Source organism: Micromonospora sp. WMMB482, assembly GCF_019038635.1.
Classification (GTDB): domain Bacteria; phylum Actinomycetota; class Actinomycetes; order Mycobacteriales; family Micromonosporaceae; genus Micromonospora; species Micromonospora marina.
On record NZ_JAHOPD010000020.1, the window covers coordinates 4,095,532 to 4,110,893 of the forward strand.

The window sequence follows — 15,362 nt, forward strand, 5'->3', positions numbered from 1 at the left end:
CGTCAGGCGGCGGTCGGGCGGGACAGCGACGCCAGCGCGCGGCGTACGTCGGCGAGCGAGACGGTGGCGGAGTCGTCCAGGTCGGCCAGGCCGGCCTCGATCCACTGCCGCATCAGTGTGGTCACGCCGATGCCGCGCGCGTCGGCGGCGGCGCGCACCCGCTCGTAGGTCTCCAGCGGGAGCCGGACCGACCGGCTGACCATCGGCACGTCGGTGTCGGGGGTGGGCAGCCGCGCCGGTGACGTGTCGTCGATCAGGTCGGCGAACGCGTCGCCCCCGGCGTGGAACCGCTTGGTCGCCTCGTCACGGTGCATCGTGACCGCCTCCTCGTCGGCGTGAGTTCCGCACCGCCTCGTCGTAGCGCTTGGCCTCGACGTCGCTCAGCTCGCGGGCGGAGAGGATGTCCCAGTCGTTGTCGGTGCCGTCGGCCTCGGCCAGCAGCACGGCGAGCCGCCGGCCCCGGTGGTCGGTGGCGTAGACCACCATGACGTCGTCCCCGAGGTGGCGGATGACCCGGCGGTTGCTGTGCAGAGCCTCCCAGACTTCCCCGGGTGTGACGTCGTAGACCCGCAGGTTCGCCAGCGCCTCGTCGGTGAAGCTGAACCGGTTGGCCACGGGGCGAAGCGTACCACGGGCGTAACACGCACCCGCCTGTCACGATTCTCGCCGATCAGCCGTCCGGAGTGACAGGATGGGCCCTATCCCCTCGTAGGAGGTCCGTGGTGAAGCGTCAGGCGTACCAGCCGATACTGATCACCGACGCCCCGCGCAGCCAGGACGACCAGCTCAACAGCCGGCAGAAGCGGTACGTGCTGATGATGGCCGTCCGGGTCGCGTGCCTGGTGGCGGGCGCGATCCTGGTCGGCGCGAAGGCCCCGCTGCTCTGGCTCTGGCTGCCGCTGTGCGCGCTCGGCATGGTGCTCGTGCCCTGGCTGGCGGTGCTGCTGGCGAACGACCGGCCGCCCAAGGAGGAGCACCGCCTGGCGAACCGGTTCCAGCACCGGCGCCGCGAGGAGCCCGCGCCCACGGCCCTCACCGCCGAGGAGAACCCGCACAAGATCATCGACGCCGAGCCCTGACCGGCCCGGGCGGAGCGCCGCCCGGACCGACCGCCGGCGTCAGGGAGCCGGGCGGGCACCCACAGTCGTCACGGCGAGCGCGCCCAGGTCACCGGCCCGCCCCAGCGCGGCGCGCGGGTCGGCGCCGGCCAGCCACGCGGTGATCAGCCCGGCCGCGAACGCGTCCCCGGCGCCCGTCACGTCCACCACGTCCACCCCGGGCGCGGGCGCGAACTCCACCACACCGCCGCGCTCCACCCACACCGCGCCCGCCGCGCCGCGCTTGACCACCACCCGGTGCGCCACCGCGGTCAGCGCCCGCGCCTGCGCCGCCGGGTCCAGCCCGCCGGCCAGCACCGTCGCCTCGTCCGTGTTGACAAGCAGCAGGTCCACGTCGCGTACCCAGGTCAGGAACGCCCCGCCGACGCGCCGCAGCGGCGCCGCGGACGCCGCGTCGACGCTGACGGTCAGCCCGCGCTCGCGCGCAGTGGCCAGCGCGCGCAGGCCGGCGCCGCGCGACCCGACGTCCAACAGGGTGTACGCGGACAGGTGCAGATGCCCGGCGTCGGGCGCGGCGGCCAGCGCCGCGTCCACGTGCCCGGCGGTCAGCCGCAGGTTCGCGCCCCGCTGGCTGATCATCGTGCGTTCCCCGTCGTGGGCGAGCACGATGACGGTGCCGGTCGGGTAGCCCTCGTGCCGCTCCACCGCGCACTCGACACCGATCCGGGTCAGCTCGGCCACCCGTTCCCGGCCGGTCTCGTCGTCGCCGACTGCGGCCACGAGCGTCACCGCCGCGCCCTGCCCGGCGAGCCAGGCCGCGGTGTTCGCCGCCTGCCCGCCGCCGCTGAACCGGATCCCGGCCGCGGTGTCCGAGCCGGTCGCGAGCGGTCCGGACAGCACCGCGAGCACGTCGGTGATCACGTCGCCGACGACGACGACGCGCGGCCTCCGGCTGGGCATGCCCGCACGGCCCTCGGTGCGATCGGTCATGCCGTACCGGCTGGGCATGCTCTCACGGCCCTCGCTGCGCTCGGTGCGATCGGTCATGCCGTACCGGCTGGGCATGCCCTCACGGCCCTCGCTGCGCTCGGTGCGATCGGTCATGCCGTGCGAGGGGCCGCCGCGGCGACCGCGATCCGGGCCGCGAGGTCGGCGTTGCGCAGGATGATCCGGACGTTGACGGCCAGGCTGGCGCCCTGGGTGGCGGAGTGGAAGTGCGACAGCAGGAACGGGGTGACCGCCTTGCCGGTGACCCCCTCGCGGGCCAGCGCGGCCAGTCCCTCGGCGAGCGTGCGGTCGTGCAGCGCCGGGTCGAGCTGCTCGTCGGCGGGCAGCGGGTTGGCCACCACCAGCCCGCCGTGGTGCACGCCGTGCGCCCTGCGGGCGGCCAGCACGTCCGCCACCTGCTCCGGCGACTCGACCGACCAGTCCAGGTCGAAGCCGGCGTCGGTGAGGTAGAAGCCGGGGAAGCGGCGGGTGCGGTAGCCGACCACGCCCACCCCGAGCGTCTCCAGCCGCTCCAGCGTGGCGCCCACGTCGAGGATCGACTTCACCCCGGCGCAGACCACGGCGATCGGCGTCCGGGCCAGCGTGCCCAGATCGGCCGACTCGTCGAACGTCTGCGCCGCCTCCCGGTGCACGCCGCCGAGCCCGCCGGTGGCGAACACGCCGATCCCGGCCGCCGCCGCGACTGCGCTCGTGGCCGCGACGGTGGTGGCGCCGTCCGCACCCGTCGCCGCCGCCGGGGCCAGGTCGCGGACCGAGAGCTTGCTCACGCCGTCGACGGTGGCGAGCCGGGTGAGCTGGGAGTCGTCCAGCCCCACCCGCAGCTCGCCGGCGACCATGCCGATGGTGGCCGGCACCGCGCCCGCGTCCCGTACCGCCTGCTCGATCTCGCGTGCCACGCGCAGGTTGTCCGGCCGGGGCAGCCCGTGCGAGACGATCGTGCTCTCCAACGCCACGACCGGGTGGCCGTCCCGCAGGGCGTCGGCCACCTCACTACCGAGACTGATGTGAAAGTTGGTCACGTCGGTTACCGTACGGGCCGCTTCCGGCCGGGGCCCAGGTGGACCAGGGCGGATCGACCTGCAAAACTGGAACGCCGGAGGTGGAGTCGTGAGCACAGAGATCCTCGAGCGTCCCGAGCTGAAGGACGCGGACACTGGTCCGGAGATGTTCCACTACGTCCGCAAGGAGAAGATCGCCGAGAGTGCCGTCATGGGCACGTTCGTGGTCGCGCTCTGCGGCGAGACGTTCCCGGTCACCAAGGCGGCCAAGCCGGGCTCCCCGGTCTGCCCGAAGTGCAAGGAGATCTACGACTCGTACGCCGAGTGATCCCGGGCGGCTCCGCCGCCCCTGCACGTAACCTGCGGCGGTGACCACCTCCACCGCCCTTCTGCTCGCCGACCTGACCGGCGTGGCGGTGTTCGCCGCCTCCGGCGCCTCCGCGGCGGTGGCGAAACGGCTCGACCTGTTCGGGGTGGTCTTCGTCGGCGTGGTCGCCGCCCTCGGCGGCGGCATCTTCCGCGACCTGGCCATCGACGAGGTACCCCCGCTGGCGTTCGCCGACTGGCGCTACGCCGCCACCGCTGCGGTCACCGCCGCGGCCGTGTTCTGGCTGCATCCCCAGCTCGCCCGGCTGCGCACCACGGTGCTGGTGCTGGACGCGGCGGGTCTCGGCCTGTTCACCGTCACCGGCACGCTCAAGGCCCTCGACGCCGCCGTACCGGCGGTCGGCGCCTGCATGATCGGCATGCTCACCGCGATCGGCGGCGGGCTGGGCCGGGACCTGCTGACCGGCGAGATCCCGGTGGTGCTGCGCCGGGAGATCTACGCGCTCGCGGCGCTCGCCGGCTCGATCACGGTGGCGCTGCTGTCGGCCTGCGGACAGGCCACCGCCGTGCCGCTCACCGGCGCCGCGCTGTTCGTGTTCGGGCTGCGCCTGGTCGCCCTGCGCCGCCGCTGGTCCGCCCCGGTGGCGACGCTGCGGCCGCCGCGCACCGGCACCCGGGGACCGCTGCCCTGAGCCGCCGTGCGCCGGGATGGGCGGATGTGACAGGCGTGGCGTCGAGTGGGTCGTACGGCGCGCGCTGGTTATGCTGAACCGGCCTTCGCGGCACCGGATGCGCGAGGGCGTTTTCATGGGCGGCGGCTCCCGTGGCCCCGGTCGGGCCCGCCGCCGTCCGCGGCGGAGAGGAGCTACGCGTGCCACCGCGGATGCCGGCGCTCGACACGTTCCCGCCACTGCGCGCCTGGCAACGCAAGGCGCTCGTGGAGTACCTGCGCCGCCGGACCGAGGACTTCACCGCGGTCGCCACGCCCGGCGCCGGTAAGACCACGTTCGCGCTGCGCATCGCCGCCGAGCTGCTCGCCGACGGCACCGTCGAGGCGGTCACCGTGGTCGCGCCGACCGAGCACCTGAAGACCCAGTGGGCGCAGGCCGCCGCCCGGGTCGGCATCCAGCTCGACGCCGCGTTCCGCAACGCCGACCTGCACTCCGCCGCCGACTTCCACGGCGCGGTGGTCACGTACGCCCAGGTCGGCATGGCGCCGCAGGTGCACCGGCGGCGCACCATGACCCGCCGCACGCTGGTCGTCCTCGACGAGATCCACCACGCCGGCGACTCGCGTACCTGGGGCGACGGCGTCAAGGCGGCGTTCGATCCCGCGGTACGCCGGCTGATGCTCACCGGTACGCCGTTCCGCTCCGACGACAACCCGATCCCGTTCGTCAGCTACGAGCGCGGCGGCGACGGGCTGCTGCGTTCCCGCGCCGACTCGGTCTACGGCTACTCCGACGCGCTGCGCGAGGGCGTGGTCCGGCCGGTGCTGTTCCTGGCGTACTCGGGGGAGACCCGCTGGCGCACCAACGCCGGTGAGGAACTGGCGGCCCGGCTCGGCGAGCCGATGACCCAGGACCTGATCGCCCAGGCGTGGCGGACCGCGCTGGACCCGGCCGGCGACTGGATGCCGCAGGTGCTGCGCGCCGCCGACGCCCGGTTGACAGTGCTGCGCGCCAACGGCATGGCCGACGCGGGCGGTCTGGTCATCGCCAGCGACCAGCAGGTGGCCCGCTCGTACGCGAAGCTGCTGGAGCAGGTGACCGGTGAGAAGGCCGCCGTGGTGCTCTCCGACGACCAGGGCGCGTCCGCGCGGATCGCGACGTTCGCCGCCTCGCAGCAACGGTGGCTGGTCGCGGTGCGGATGGTGTCCGAGGGCGTCGACATCCCCCGGCTGGCGGTCGGCGTGTACGCGACGAGCGCCAGCACCCCGCTGTACTTCGCGCAGGCGATCGGCCGGTTCGTCCGGGCCCGCCGTTCCGGCGAGACCGCATCGGTGTTCCTGCCCAGCGTGCCGCACCTGCTCGGGCTCGCCAGCGAGATGGAGGCCGAGCGGGACCACGTGCTCGGCAAGCCGAAGGACCGCGAGGGGTTCGACGACGACCTGCTGGAGCGTGCCCAGCGCGACGACGGCGCCAGCGGTGAGCTGGAGAAGCGTTTCGCCGCGCTCTCCGCGACCGCCGAGTTGGACCAGGTGATCTTCGACGGGGCGTCGTTCGGCACCGCCGCCCAGGCCGGCACGCCGGAGGAGGAGGAATACCTCGGCCTGCCCGGTCTGCTCACCGCCGACCAGGTCTCGCTGCTGCTGACCAAGCGGCAGGCCGAGCAGCTCGCCGCGCAGAAGCGCCGGGCCGCCCAGCGGACCGCTGAGCCGGCCGCTGCGGCCCCGGCGGCGGCGCCCCCACCGATGAGTGCCGCCCAGCGCCGGGTGGCGCTACGGCGGCAGCTGAACGCCCTGGTGGCCGCCCGGCACCACCGCACCGGCCAGCCGCACGGGAAGATCCACGCCGAGCTGCGCCGGATCTGCGGCGGCCCGCCCAGCGCGCAGGCCACGATCGAGCAGCTCGAGGAGCGCATCGCCACCGTGCAGACCCTGTAAGGAAGGGCCCCCTGTTAACGCCTCCGGTAGAGCAGGGGCCCCTTCTTAACACCGCGCGGCACGACGGCACCGGCACGAAAACCGGCCGGAGGCTCCCCTTGCGGGTGCCTCCGGCCGGTCATGTCGGGTTGTGGACTTCTTGTCGGACCTCAGTTCGCCATCAGATCGGCGCCTCGCCAGCTGAACTCCGGGTCCGACGCGTAGCGCACGGTGATCTTCACGAGATCCTCCGCGTACTTGTTCGCGTGGTGCCCACAGAACACCAGCTCGCTCCCACCCGCCAGAGTGATGCGGAGCTTGCCGGCAGCATTGCAGCGGTCGCACCGTTCATCGGCGGCCGGGGGGCTCACCGTCTCGGGCGGCGGCGTGAGGGTCGGGGTCATCGCCTTCCTCCTCTGGTCGTCACCGATGAACACTCTCTTCGGTTGCTCACCTATCGTGCAACACCCATCTCGGGCCCTGCCTTCCCTGTGTGCCCGCGGGGGACCGAGGTCACACCTGGCGTGGGAGACAGTGTGCCGTGCACCAAGGGTGCCACGTCAACGATCACAAACAGGCAACCGACCGATCACCGATCAGTGTTCTACGGCTGGTGATCAAACCGGCACGATTTGTTGACGTGCGCGGTCAGTCCAGGTAGTCGCGGAGCACCTGGGAACGCGAGGGGTGCCGCAACTTGGACATGGTCTTGGATTCGATCTGCCGGATGCGTTCCCGGGTCACGCCGTACACCTGGCCGATCTCGTCCAGAGTGCGCGGCTGGCCGTCGGTGAGGCCGAAACGCAGGCGCACCACGCCCGCCTCACGCTCGGACAGCGTCTGAAGAACCTGCTGGAGCTGGTCCTGGAGCAGCGAGAACGACACCGCGTCGACCGCGACGACCGCCTCGGAGTCCTCGATGAAGTCGCCGAGCTGGCTGTCGCCCTCGTCGCCGATGGTCTGGTCGAGCGAGATGGGCTCCCGGGCGTACTGCTGGATCTCCAGCACCTTCTCCGGTGTGATGTCCATCTCCTTGGCCAGCTCCTCCGGGGTGGGCTCGCGGCCCAGGTCCTGGAGCAGCTCGCGCTGGATCCGGCCGAGCTTGTTGATCACCTCGACCATGTGCACCGGGATGCGGATGGTGCGGGCCTGGTCGGCCATGGCGCGGGTGATGGCCTGGCGGATCCACCAGGTGGCGTACGTGGAGAACTTGTAGCCCTTGGTGTAGTCGAACTTCTCGACCGCGCGGATGAGGCCGAGGTTGCCTTCCTGGATGAGGTCGAGGAAGGCCATGCCGCGGCCGGTGTAGCGCTTGGCCAGCGAGACCACGAGCCGCAGGTTGGCCTCCAGCAGGTGGTTCTTGGCCCGCTCGCCGTCCCGGGAGATCCACATCAGGTCGCGCTGGAGGTCGCGGACCAGCTTCTCCTCGCCCTCGTCGGCGGCGCGCAGCCGCTCGGCGGCGTAGAGGCCGGCCTCGATCCGCTTGGCCAGCTCGACCTCCTGCTCGGCGTTGAGCAGCGGCACCTTGCCGATCTGCTTCAGGTACGCCCGCACGGAGTCGGCGGAGGCGGTCAGCTCGGCGTCCCGGCGCGCCTGCTTGAGCGCCTCGGACTCCTCGTCGTCCCACTCGAAGTCGTTGTCGGTGGCGGAGCTGGCCGCGTCGGCCTCGGCGGCCTGGGTCAGCTCGGCCGGCTCCTCGACCACCACGTCCTCGATCTCGGCGGCCAGTTCCTCCGGGTCGATCTCCCCGTCGGGGCCCTCGGCCTTGCCGCCGGCCTTGGCCGGCTTGGCCGCGGCGGTCTTCGCCGCCACGGTGGCCTTGGTGGCGCGGGTCGCCTTGGTCGCCTTCGCCGGGGCCGCGGCCTTGGCCACGTCGGCGGTGGTGGCCTTGCGCGCGGTCGCCTTCCGGGGAGCCGGGGCGGGCGACTCCTCGGCGGCGGGCGCCTGCTTCGGCGCGGGCGCTGCGGCCTTCTTGGTGGTCTTGGCCGTGGTCGCGCGGGAGGCCGGGGTGGCGGAGCGGGCGGCGGCGACGCGGCGGCGGGTGCTCGCCGAGCCGTCCACCACCACCGTCACGCCCGCCTCGGAGAGCGCGCGAAGGATCTTCTTGGCCTGGGCCGGGGTCACCTCAGCGGACTCGACGGTGCGCGCGAGCTGGGCCGACGTGAGCTGGCCGCCGGCGCTCTGCGCGTGGGCGATCAGGGTGTCGGTGAGCGAGCGAACGTCGGCGCCGGTCTGGCGGGGATCTGTCACGAAGACCTTCCGGAGGCGAAAGAGCGAGCACGGCCGGGTCGTCCGGCGCAGCGTGGGACGGCCGCGCCGGGCGAGTCGTTGAGGACCCCCGTGTCCCGGGCCGTCCGGTCGCTGGCGGTCCGTGGCGCGTGGGCAGGGTGAATTGTAACGCCGTCTGCCGCGATCATCCCGCGCCGCACGGCGGACCTGCGGTCCGGGACCGCAGATTCGGCGCAGATGTGGACTTTGTAAGGATGATACCCGCGCACGAGACGGCCGGTCCCGATCGTGCCGGAAGGGGAGAGACATGATCACCTCGACGCCCACGGCGCGGGAGTTGCTCACGATCGCTGTCGACGTGGCCCGGGAGGCCGCCGCCACCGCGTACCGGATGCGGGTCGAGGGTGTCTCGGTGGCCGCGACCAAGAGCACTGTGACGGACGTGGTCACGGCCGCCGACCGGGCGGTGGAGCGGCAGGTGGTCGCCGCGCTGCGGCAGCGGCGGCCCGGTGACGCGGTGCTGGGCGAGGAGTACGGCGCGGGCGAGAGCGGCCCCGCCGACCCCGGCGGCGTGCGCTGGATCCTCGACCCGATCGACGGAACGGTGAACTACCTGTACGGGCTGCCGTACTGCGCCGTCTCGCTGGGCGCCGAGGTGGCCGGTGAGGTGGTCGCCGGCGTGGTGCGCAACATCGTCACCGGCGAGGAGTGGACCGCGACGCTCGGCGGCGGTGCCTGGCGCGACGGGCAGCGGCTGCACGGCTCGACCGCCACCGACCTGGGGCAGGCGCTCGTCGCGACCGGATTCGGCTACGACGCCGGCCGCCGGGCCCACCAGGCGCGGGTGGTGACCGAGCTGATCCCGCACATCCGGGACATCCGCCGGATGGGCGCCGCCGCGCTCGACCTCTGCCTGGCCGCCGAGGGGCGGGTGGACGCGTACTACGAGAAGGGTCTGGCCGATTGGGACCTGGCCGCCGGCGGGCTGGTCGCCCGGGAGGCCGGGCTGCTGGTGACCGGCCTGTCCGGCCGCCCGCCCGGCCCCGACCTGGTGCTCGCCGCGCCGCCGGCGCTGCACGGGCCGCTGCACGACCGGCTGGTCGACCTGGACGCCTCCGGCGGGCCGTGACCGGCACCCTGAACACGCGACGGGGCGGCCTCCCCGGAGGGAGGCCGCCCCGTGCCGTCGTCGCGCCCGCCGCCTACTTCTCGACCGGCATCGGGCAGGTGCCGGTCGGGGCCTGCGGCGCGCCCAGGTCGCCGAGCGACTGGTTGACCTCGGTCGTGGTGGCGAGCTGCTGGAACTGGTTGCCCAGGACCACGTCGACCACGTCGTCCTTGCGATTGGCGTCGAACTTCTGGTTGGCCTCGTTGAGGAAGTACGCGCGCAGCAGGTGCGCCGAGCCCACGGCCTTGGGCCCGAACCGCAGCTCGGCCACGCCGTCGAACGCCTTCTTCTCGTTGCCGACCTTCTTGACCTGGAACTTGCGGTTGCGGAAGTCGTCCGCGACGCTGCCGGCCCGGCCGGTCTCGTCGGTGGCGTTGTAGACGTTGATCTTGACGTCCTTCTGTTCCCGCAGGCGCAGGTCGACCAGCGGCCAGCCGTCCGGGCAGGCGGCCGCCGTACCGGCTGTGCCCTGACTGTCCTTCAGCACGGCGACGACCACGAAGACCAGGGCGACGACCGCCAGCAGTCCGACGACAACGAGTGCCCGCACTCGCGCAAAACTCATCCTGGGCGCTCCCCGGACAGTGATTGGGTGGTGGCGGGCGACGCGGTCGGGCCGCGACCTGTCGGCCGTCCAGTACGCCGCTGAGGTTAACGCTTGTCCGGCTCAGGCGTGGAAACAGTCCGACATACCGGCGCGCCACGCGGTGAACCGGTAGGACTACCCCTATCTTCGTGTCGCCTGAGTCACATTGGGAACAACTTCGGGCGCAGAGGCGTACATCTCTCCCGCGAGGGCGGTATACATGCCTCGCCCACAGGGGGGTAAGGTTCCGCGCTCACCGGGGCATTTCGCACCGGCGAGCCCGGCCCACCGCTCGTCGGGTCGGGTGCCCGACAGAGATGGTGGCCGGTCAGGGGAACCGAAACGGCGTCGTCCGGCGTTACAACCGGCAGCGACAATATCGATATTGGAGAGTGAAACCGATGGCCACCGACTACGACGCCCCGCGTCGCGACGAGGTCGACCTCGGCGAGGACAGCCTCGAAGAGCTCAAGGCCCGGCGGGTCGACTCACAGTCGGGCGCCGTGGACGTCGACGAGGCCGAGGTGGCCGAGAGCTTCGAGCTGCCCGGCGCCGATCTGGCCGACGAGGAGCTCACGGTCAAGGTCCTCCCGATGCAGCAGGACGAGTTCCGGTGCGCCCGTTGCTTCCTGGTCCACCACCGCAGCCAGCTGGCGGTCGAGCGCAACGGCGACCTGATCTGCCGCGAGTGCGTCTGACCCCGGACGGGGACACCAGCGGCGGCCTCCTCGACGGGGCCGCCGCTGTTCGAGCCGCCGCCGTGCGCGCGCGGCCGGGAGCTGCTTGACTCGTTACGGGCGGCTGCCACGCCGCGCGGAGCGGGAGGGCGGACGGGTGAGCGAGCGCAGCGAGGGAACCGGTGCCGATCGGACCCCGGCTCCGGCGGCGAGGCCGGCACCGACCGGCCCGGACGTGACAGCGGCGGGACCGGACGCGGGACCAGCCGGCGCGGACACGACACCCGGCCCGAGCGGCCCGGACACCGACGAGCTGGGTGCCACAGTCGCCGCCTTGACCGCCGACGACCTCGCGCCGGCCCGCCGGCGGCAACTGCTGACCCGGCTGGTCGGGCAGGCCCGCGCCCGCGGCATCACCGACCTGTTCAAGCCCCGCGCGGCGGTGCGCTGGATGACCGACACGGTCGCCGAGGTCGCGCCGCACGTGCCGATCCGCGACCTCGCCACGCTGCGGCGGCACTTCCCCGGCCTGGACGACGAGGCGCTCGCCGACCGGCTGGTCCGCAACGCGTCCCGCGCCACCGCCGGGGTCGGCGCCGCGGGCGGCGGGGTCGCCGCTGTCGAGTGGGCGGTCACGCCCACCCTGCTCACCGCACCCGTCCTGCTGGCCGCCGAGACGGTCGCCGTGGTGGCGATCGAGCTGAAGCTGATCGGCGAGCTGCACGAGGTCCACCGGGTGCCGCTGCCGGCCGGCGGCACCGGCCGTGCCGTGGCGCTCGTGCAGTCCTGGGCCAGCCAGCGGGGGATCAACCCGATGATGCCGGGAGTCGGGGTGAGCGCGGTGCTCGGCACCGCCGCCCGCCGGGAACTGCGGGACAGCCTGATGCGCCGCTTCGGGCGCAACCTCACCACCCTCGGGCCGTTCCTGACCGGCGCCGCCGTGGCCGGTTACCTCAACCGCCGGGCCACCCGCGCGCTCGGGGAGCAACTGCGCAAGGATCTGCGGCGTACCGCGCGTGCCCTGCCGGAGGCACCGTCCTGACCGGTCCCGCGCCGGGACGCGGCGGGCCGGGGTGGACCGTCAGGCCGCGTCGCGGGCGGCCAGCAGGGCGGTCGCCAGCTCGACCGGGTGCCGCGTGCTGACCACCCAGAACGGGGTCGGGTCGGCCGGGTCGTCGAGCACCACCTGCACCGCGCCGCCGATCCACGGCCGCTGCACCACGAAGGCGAGCGGGTCGGAGCCGACGCCGAGCACCTCGCGCCGGCCGGACGCGTCCAGCGGCACCACGTCCGCGACGTACCGCACCGGCAGGTGGGCGTCGTCCACCCGCAGTTCGCCGTCACGCACCTCGACCCGGATCCGGCCCAGCCACCACAGGGCGGCCACCGCGGCGGGGATCAGCAGCACGAACGGCAGCCAGGCCCGCACCCCGGTCGCGCCCATCCAGAGCTCGACCGCGAGCAGACCGGCCGCGGCCAGCCCGGCCGGCCAGGCCCACCAGGGCAGCCCGAGGCGCTCCGCGTACGGCGCGGCGGTGGCCGTCGGGGCGGCCGCAGATGACGACTGACGCACACAGACGAGGGTACGGCGCGCCGACGGCCCGGCAACCGGCAGGATGGCAGGGGCACCCCGCAGGACCGGACGGAAGAGGATGACCGTGACAGACGTCGTACCCGTGCCCGTGCGGCTGCTCGATCCGGAGCTGCCACTGCCGGCGTACGCCCACCCCGGCGACGCCGGAGCGGACCTGGTGGCCGCCGCGGACGTCGAGCTGCCCCCCGGCGGCCGGGCCCTGGTGCCCACCGGCGTGGCGGTGGCGCTGCCGGACGGCTACGTCGGGCTGGTGCACCCCCGATCCGGACTCGCGGCCAGACTCGGCGTGACGGTGCTCAACGCGCCCGGTACGGTCGACGCCGGCTACCGGGGTGAGATCCTGGTCAACCTGATCAACCACGATCGGGACACGCCGGCCACGATCAGCCGGGGTGACCGCATCGCGCAGCTCGTGGTCCAGCGGGTCGCCAGGGCCGAGTTCCGGCCGGTGGCCGAGCTGCCCGAGTCCCGGCGTGGCGCGGGCGGGCACGGGTCCACCGGCGGACACGCCGGACTGGTCCCGGCGCCGTCCGGCGGGCAGAGCGAAGAGGTGGCAGGGTGAGTGTGAACAGCGGAGGGTGGGCGCAGTGATCTTCTCCCGGAAGCGGGCCGACGAGGCGCGTGACAATGGGGTCCTCGACGCCGAGGAGACCCCGTCGGCGCCGGACCGCGGGCCGTACGACGTCAGCGAGGCGCCCGACGCGCCTCGCCTCGACCTGGGCAGTCTGCAGATCCCGGCGGTGCCGGACGTCGAGGTGCGGGTCCAGGCCGACCCGCAGGGCGTGATCCAGCAGGTCGTGCTGGTGCACGGGCAGAACGCGCTCCAGCTCGGCGTCTTCGCCGCGCCCCGCTCCGAGGGCATCTGGGACGAGGTGCGCGAGGAGATCCGCCAGTCGCTCGTCAGCGACGGCGCGACCGCCCAGGAGGTCGAGGGGGAGCGCGGGCCCGAGTTGCGTGCCCGGGTGCGTACCCCGGACGGGCCGACCGACCTGCGGTTCGTCGGCGTCGACGGCCCGCGCTGGATGGTGCGCGGCGTCTTCCAGGGCGCGGCCGCCACCGACCCGGCCGCCGCCGGGCCGCTCGCGGCCTGCCTGGACGGCCTGGTCGTCGACCGCGGCCACGAGGCCAAGCCGGTGCGCGAGCCGCTGCCGCTGCGGCTGCCCCGCGAGGTCGCCGAGCAGCAGGCCGCCGACTCGCAGGAGGTCTGATCCAGACGTGCCCGGGTCCGGCGTCGTACCGGCGCCGGGCCTGCGGCGTGTCCGGTTCGCAGGCGGCGGTACGCGCGACACGCCGCTCCCGCCGGCGGGCCACTGCGCGTACGCTGGCGGGACGGTTCCGCCGCCCGCGGGGCCCCGCTGTGGAGAGGGTGACGCGGAGGTCATGACGACCGACGAGAGCCGGGGGTCGCTGCGGCGGCTCCTGCACCGGCTCACCGCGAGCGAGGCCGAGATCGAGGCGCAGGAGCTGCGCCGGGAGAGCGCCGAGTCCGGCGGCACACCCGCCCACCAGTGCAACAGGGGGCAGGTGGTGTCGGTGGCCGGTCGGCTGCGTACCGTCGTCTACACGCCCCGCACGAACCTGCCGACGCTGGAAGCCGACCTCTACGACGGCACCGACGTGGTGACCCTGGTCTGGCTGGGCCGCCGGCACATCGCCGGGATCGAGCCGGGCCGGCACCTGACCGCGCGCGGCCGGGTGGCGGTGCGCGACGACCGCAAGGTGATCTACAACCCGTACTACGAGCTGGAGTCGCCGAAGTGACGACCGGACAGCAGCACACCCCGTCGGGCCTCGGCCCCCAGGACGAGGAGCGGCTGCCCAGCCTCGCCGAGCAGATGGCCGACCAGCTCGGCGGATGGCGCGGACTGGTCGAGTCGAGCATCCCGGTGGTGGTCTTCGTGGTCGCCAACGTGATCGGCGAGCTGCGCCCCGCCGTGTACGCCTCGGTGGCGGTGGCGCTGCTGATCGCCGGGCTGCGGCTGGCCCAGCGCAAGCCGGTGCGGCACGCGGTCAACGGGCTGTTCGGCGTGGGCATCGGCGCGCTGCTGGCGCTGCGCACCGGCGACGAGCGCGACTTCTACCTGCCGGGCATCCTCTACGGCATCGGGTACGGCCTGGCGCTGCTGCTGTCGGCCGCGATCCGGCAGCCGCTGGTCGGCTGGATCTGGTCGGTGCTGGTGGCCAAGGGCCGCTCCGAGTGGCGCGGCGACCCGAAGCTGGTGCGCACCTTCACCCAGCTCACCGTGCTCTGGGGCGTGGTGTGGCTGGCCAAGGTCGGCGTGCAGGCCGGGCTCTACCTGGCCCACCAGGACACCGCGCTCGGCGTGGCCCGGCTCGCCCTGGGCTACCCGCCGTACGCGCTGCTCCTGCTGATCACGGTCTGGGTGGTGCGCCGGGTCACCCGGGAGCCCGCACCCACCCCGCTGCCCGGCTCCTGACGCCTCAGGAGCGGTCCCGGTGCCGGTCCGCGCTGGCCGGGCCGAGGATCACCGCGCGCACGTCGTCCTCCACCGCCGCGGTGCAGACGAACACCAGCTCGTCGCCGGCCTCGATCGAGTCGTCCGGGGTCGGCACCAGCACCCGCTTGCCGCGTACCACCGCCACCAGCGCCGCGTCCCGGGGGATCGGCACCGCGTGGATCGGCTGCCCCACGTAGGGCGCGGTCGGCGGCAGCGTGATCTCGACCAGGTTCGCCTCACCCTGGCGGAACGTCATCAACCGGACCAGGTCGCCGACGGTGACCGCCTCCTCGACCAGCGCCGCCATCACCCGCGGCTTGCTGACCGCGACGTCCACGCCCCACTGCTCGGTGAACAACCACTCGTTCTCCGCCCGGTTGACCCGGGCCACCACACGGGGCACCGCGAACTCGGTCTTGGCCAGCAGCGACACCACCAGGTTGACCTTGTCGTCGCCGGTGGCGGCCACCACCACGTCGCACCCGGCCACGTTGGCCTCCTCCAGGCTGGCCAGCTCGCACGCGTCGGCGAGCACCCAGTCGGCGGCCGGCACCCGGTCGGGCCGCAACATCTTCGGCTGCCGCTCGATCAGCATCACCTGGTGGCCGTTGTCGATCAGCTCCTGGGCGATCGAGCGGCCCACGTTGCCGGCGCCGGCGATGGCGATCCGCATG

Annotated in this window: 20 protein-coding genes; 11 read left to right on the forward strand and 9 right to left on the reverse strand. The window is 73.6% G+C overall.

What is annotated here, in order from left to right:
- Positions 1 to 2: 2 nt before the first annotated feature.
- Positions 3 to 314, reverse strand: coding sequence for a hypothetical protein (locus KSK32_RS20480; protein ID WP_216932655.1), 312 nt, complete (start codon positions 312 to 314; stop codon positions 3 to 5).
- Positions 304 to 615: a hypothetical protein gene (locus KSK32_RS20485; protein WP_216932656.1), complete on the reverse strand. Its 312-nt coding sequence runs from the start codon at positions 613 to 615 to the stop codon at positions 304 to 306. Before KSK32_RS20485 ends, KSK32_RS20480 begins: the two co-directional genes overlap by 11 nt.
- 107 nt (positions 616 to 722) lie before the next feature.
- Between KSK32_RS20485 and KSK32_RS20490 the strand changes: the two genes are divergently transcribed.
- The gene (locus KSK32_RS20490; RefSeq protein WP_216936245.1) at positions 723 to 1,079 is read left to right on the forward strand and encodes a DUF3099 domain-containing protein; all 357 of its coding nucleotides are present in this window, start codon (positions 723 to 725) and stop codon (positions 1,077 to 1,079) included.
- A 39-nt stretch (positions 1,080 to 1,118) separates the two neighbouring features.
- Here the strand turns inward: KSK32_RS20490 and KSK32_RS20495 are convergent, their stop codons facing one another.
- Together KSK32_RS20495 and KSK32_RS20505 are read right to left on the reverse strand one after the other, a co-directional pair.
- A complete protein-coding gene (locus KSK32_RS20495; protein ID WP_216936246.1) occupies positions 1,119 to 2,018 on the reverse strand; it encodes a carbohydrate kinase family protein in 900 nt (299 codons plus the stop codon).
- 140 nt (positions 2,019 to 2,158) lie between these two features.
- Entirely contained in the window at positions 2,159 to 3,085 is a 927-nt protein-coding gene (locus tag KSK32_RS20505) for a pseudouridine-5'-phosphate glycosidase (protein ID WP_216932657.1), read from the reverse strand.
- Between the two features lie 88 nt (positions 3,086 to 3,173).
- On the opposite strand from KSK32_RS20505, the gene KSK32_RS20510 reads away from it, so the two are divergent.
- The 3 genes from KSK32_RS20510 to KSK32_RS20520 all read left to right on the forward strand — a co-directional run bounded on the left by KSK32_RS20510 (position 3,174) and on the right by KSK32_RS20520 (position 5,996).
- Positions 3,174 to 3,392 (forward strand): DUF3039 domain-containing protein, encoded by a 219-nt coding sequence (locus KSK32_RS20510; RefSeq protein WP_216932658.1) that lies wholly within the window; start codon positions 3,174 to 3,176, stop codon positions 3,390 to 3,392.
- Positions 3,393 to 3,432: 40 nt separating this feature from the next.
- On the forward strand, positions 3,433 to 4,083 hold the full coding sequence (locus KSK32_RS20515) for a trimeric intracellular cation channel family protein (protein ID WP_216932659.1): 651 nt from the start codon (positions 3,433 to 3,435) through the stop codon (positions 4,081 to 4,083).
- 191 nt (positions 4,084 to 4,274) lie between these two features.
- Positions 4,275 to 5,996, forward strand: coding sequence for a DEAD/DEAH box helicase (locus KSK32_RS20520; protein ID WP_216936248.1), 1,722 nt, complete (start codon positions 4,275 to 4,277; stop codon positions 5,994 to 5,996).
- 149 nt (positions 5,997 to 6,145) lie between these two features.
- Here the strand turns inward: KSK32_RS20520 and KSK32_RS20525 are convergent, their stop codons facing one another.
- Together KSK32_RS20525 and KSK32_RS20530 are read right to left on the reverse strand one after the other, a co-directional pair.
- Positions 6,146 to 6,379, reverse strand: coding sequence for a hypothetical protein (locus KSK32_RS20525; protein ID WP_013284786.1), 234 nt, complete (start codon positions 6,377 to 6,379; stop codon positions 6,146 to 6,148).
- 244 nt (positions 6,380 to 6,623) lie between these two features.
- A complete protein-coding gene (locus tag KSK32_RS20530) occupies positions 6,624 to 8,225 on the reverse strand; it encodes an RNA polymerase sigma factor (protein WP_216932660.1) in 1,602 nt (533 codons plus the stop codon).
- Positions 8,226 to 8,511: 286 nt separating this feature from the next.
- Here KSK32_RS20530 and KSK32_RS20535 point away from each other — a divergent pair, with 286 nt between their 5' ends.
- Entirely contained in the window at positions 8,512 to 9,333 is an 822-nt protein-coding gene (locus KSK32_RS20535) for an inositol monophosphatase family protein (protein ID WP_216932661.1), read from the forward strand.
- Positions 9,334 to 9,406: 73 nt separating this feature from the next.
- On the opposite strand, the gene KSK32_RS20540 is transcribed toward KSK32_RS20535, so the two are convergent.
- Positions 9,407 to 9,922 (reverse strand): LytR C-terminal domain-containing protein, encoded by a 516-nt coding sequence (locus KSK32_RS20540; RefSeq protein WP_216936250.1) that lies wholly within the window; start codon positions 9,920 to 9,922, stop codon positions 9,407 to 9,409.
- A 437-nt stretch (positions 9,923 to 10,359) separates the two neighbouring features.
- Here KSK32_RS20540 and KSK32_RS20545 point away from each other — a divergent pair, with 437 nt between their 5' ends.
- Together KSK32_RS20545 and KSK32_RS20550 are read left to right on the forward strand one after the other, a co-directional pair.
- On the forward strand, positions 10,360 to 10,656 hold the full coding sequence (locus KSK32_RS20545) for a DUF4193 domain-containing protein (RefSeq protein WP_013284790.1): 297 nt from the start codon (positions 10,360 to 10,362) through the stop codon (positions 10,654 to 10,656).
- Between the two features lie 292 nt (positions 10,657 to 10,948).
- Entirely contained in the window at positions 10,949 to 11,677 is a 729-nt protein-coding gene (locus tag KSK32_RS20550) for a hypothetical protein (RefSeq protein WP_254188309.1), read from the forward strand.
- Between the two features lie 39 nt (positions 11,678 to 11,716).
- On the opposite strand, the gene KSK32_RS20555 is transcribed toward KSK32_RS20550, so the two are convergent.
- Complete coding sequence (locus tag KSK32_RS20555; protein ID WP_216932663.1) at positions 11,717 to 12,208, reverse strand: DUF3093 domain-containing protein; 492 nt, start codon at positions 12,206 to 12,208, stop codon at positions 11,717 to 11,719.
- A gap of 85 nt (positions 12,209 to 12,293) precedes the next feature.
- On the opposite strand from KSK32_RS20555, the gene dut reads away from it, so the two are divergent.
- The 4 genes from dut to KSK32_RS20575 all read left to right on the forward strand — a co-directional run bounded on the left by dut (position 12,294) and on the right by KSK32_RS20575 (position 14,667).
- Positions 12,294 to 12,791 carry a dUTP diphosphatase gene (gene dut, locus KSK32_RS20560; RefSeq protein WP_216936251.1) on the forward strand — a complete coding sequence of 166 codons (498 nt, stop codon included), beginning with the start codon at positions 12,294 to 12,296 and terminating at the stop codon, positions 12,789 to 12,791.
- Positions 12,792 to 12,816: 25 nt separating this feature from the next.
- Positions 12,817 to 13,437, forward strand: coding sequence for a DUF3710 domain-containing protein (locus KSK32_RS20565; protein ID WP_216932664.1), 621 nt, complete (start codon positions 12,817 to 12,819; stop codon positions 13,435 to 13,437).
- 172 nt (positions 13,438 to 13,609) lie between these two features.
- Positions 13,610 to 13,990 (forward strand): OB-fold nucleic acid binding domain-containing protein, encoded by a 381-nt coding sequence (locus tag KSK32_RS20570; RefSeq protein ID WP_030502986.1) that lies wholly within the window; start codon positions 13,610 to 13,612, stop codon positions 13,988 to 13,990.
- Positions 13,987 to 14,667: a DUF3159 domain-containing protein gene (locus KSK32_RS20575; RefSeq protein WP_216932665.1), complete on the forward strand. Its 681-nt coding sequence runs from the start codon at positions 13,987 to 13,989 to the stop codon at positions 14,665 to 14,667. Before KSK32_RS20570 ends, KSK32_RS20575 begins: the two co-directional genes overlap by 4 nt.
- Positions 14,668 to 14,671: 4 nt before the next feature.
- Here KSK32_RS20575 and KSK32_RS20580 read toward each other — a convergent pair whose 3' ends face one another.
- Positions 14,672 to 15,361, reverse strand: coding sequence for a TrkA family potassium uptake protein (locus tag KSK32_RS20580; protein WP_216932666.1), 690 nt, complete (start codon positions 15,359 to 15,361; stop codon positions 14,672 to 14,674).
- Position 15,362: the final 1 nt, after the last annotated feature.

Bases quoted from the DNA above. Each gene is read 5' to 3' on its own strand.
- KSK32_RS20480 (WP_216932655.1), bottom strand. From the start codon at position 314: ATGCACCGTGACGAGGCGACCAAGCGGTTCCACGCCGGGGGCGACGCG.
- KSK32_RS20495 (WP_216936246.1), bottom strand. From the start codon at position 2,018: ATGCCCAGCCGGAGGCCGCGCGTCGTCGTCGTCGGCGACGTGATCACC.
- KSK32_RS20520 (WP_216936248.1), top strand. From the start codon at position 4,275: ATGCCGGCGCTCGACACGTTCCCGCCACTGCGCGCCTGGCAACGCAAG.
- KSK32_RS20525 (WP_013284786.1), bottom strand. From the start codon at position 6,379: ATGACCCCGACCCTCACGCCGCCGCCCGAGACGGTGAGCCCCCCGGCC.
- KSK32_RS20535 (WP_216932661.1), top strand. From the start codon at position 8,512: ATGATCACCTCGACGCCCACGGCGCGGGAGTTGCTCACGATCGCTGTC.
- KSK32_RS20545 (WP_013284790.1), top strand. From the start codon at position 10,360: ATGGCCACCGACTACGACGCCCCGCGTCGCGACGAGGTCGACCTCGGC.
- KSK32_RS20570 (WP_030502986.1), top strand. From the start codon at position 13,610: ATGACGACCGACGAGAGCCGGGGGTCGCTGCGGCGGCTCCTGCACCGG.
- KSK32_RS20580 (WP_216932666.1), bottom strand. From the start codon at position 15,361: ATGCGGATCGCCATCGCCGGCGCCGGCAACGTGGGCCGCTCGATCGCC.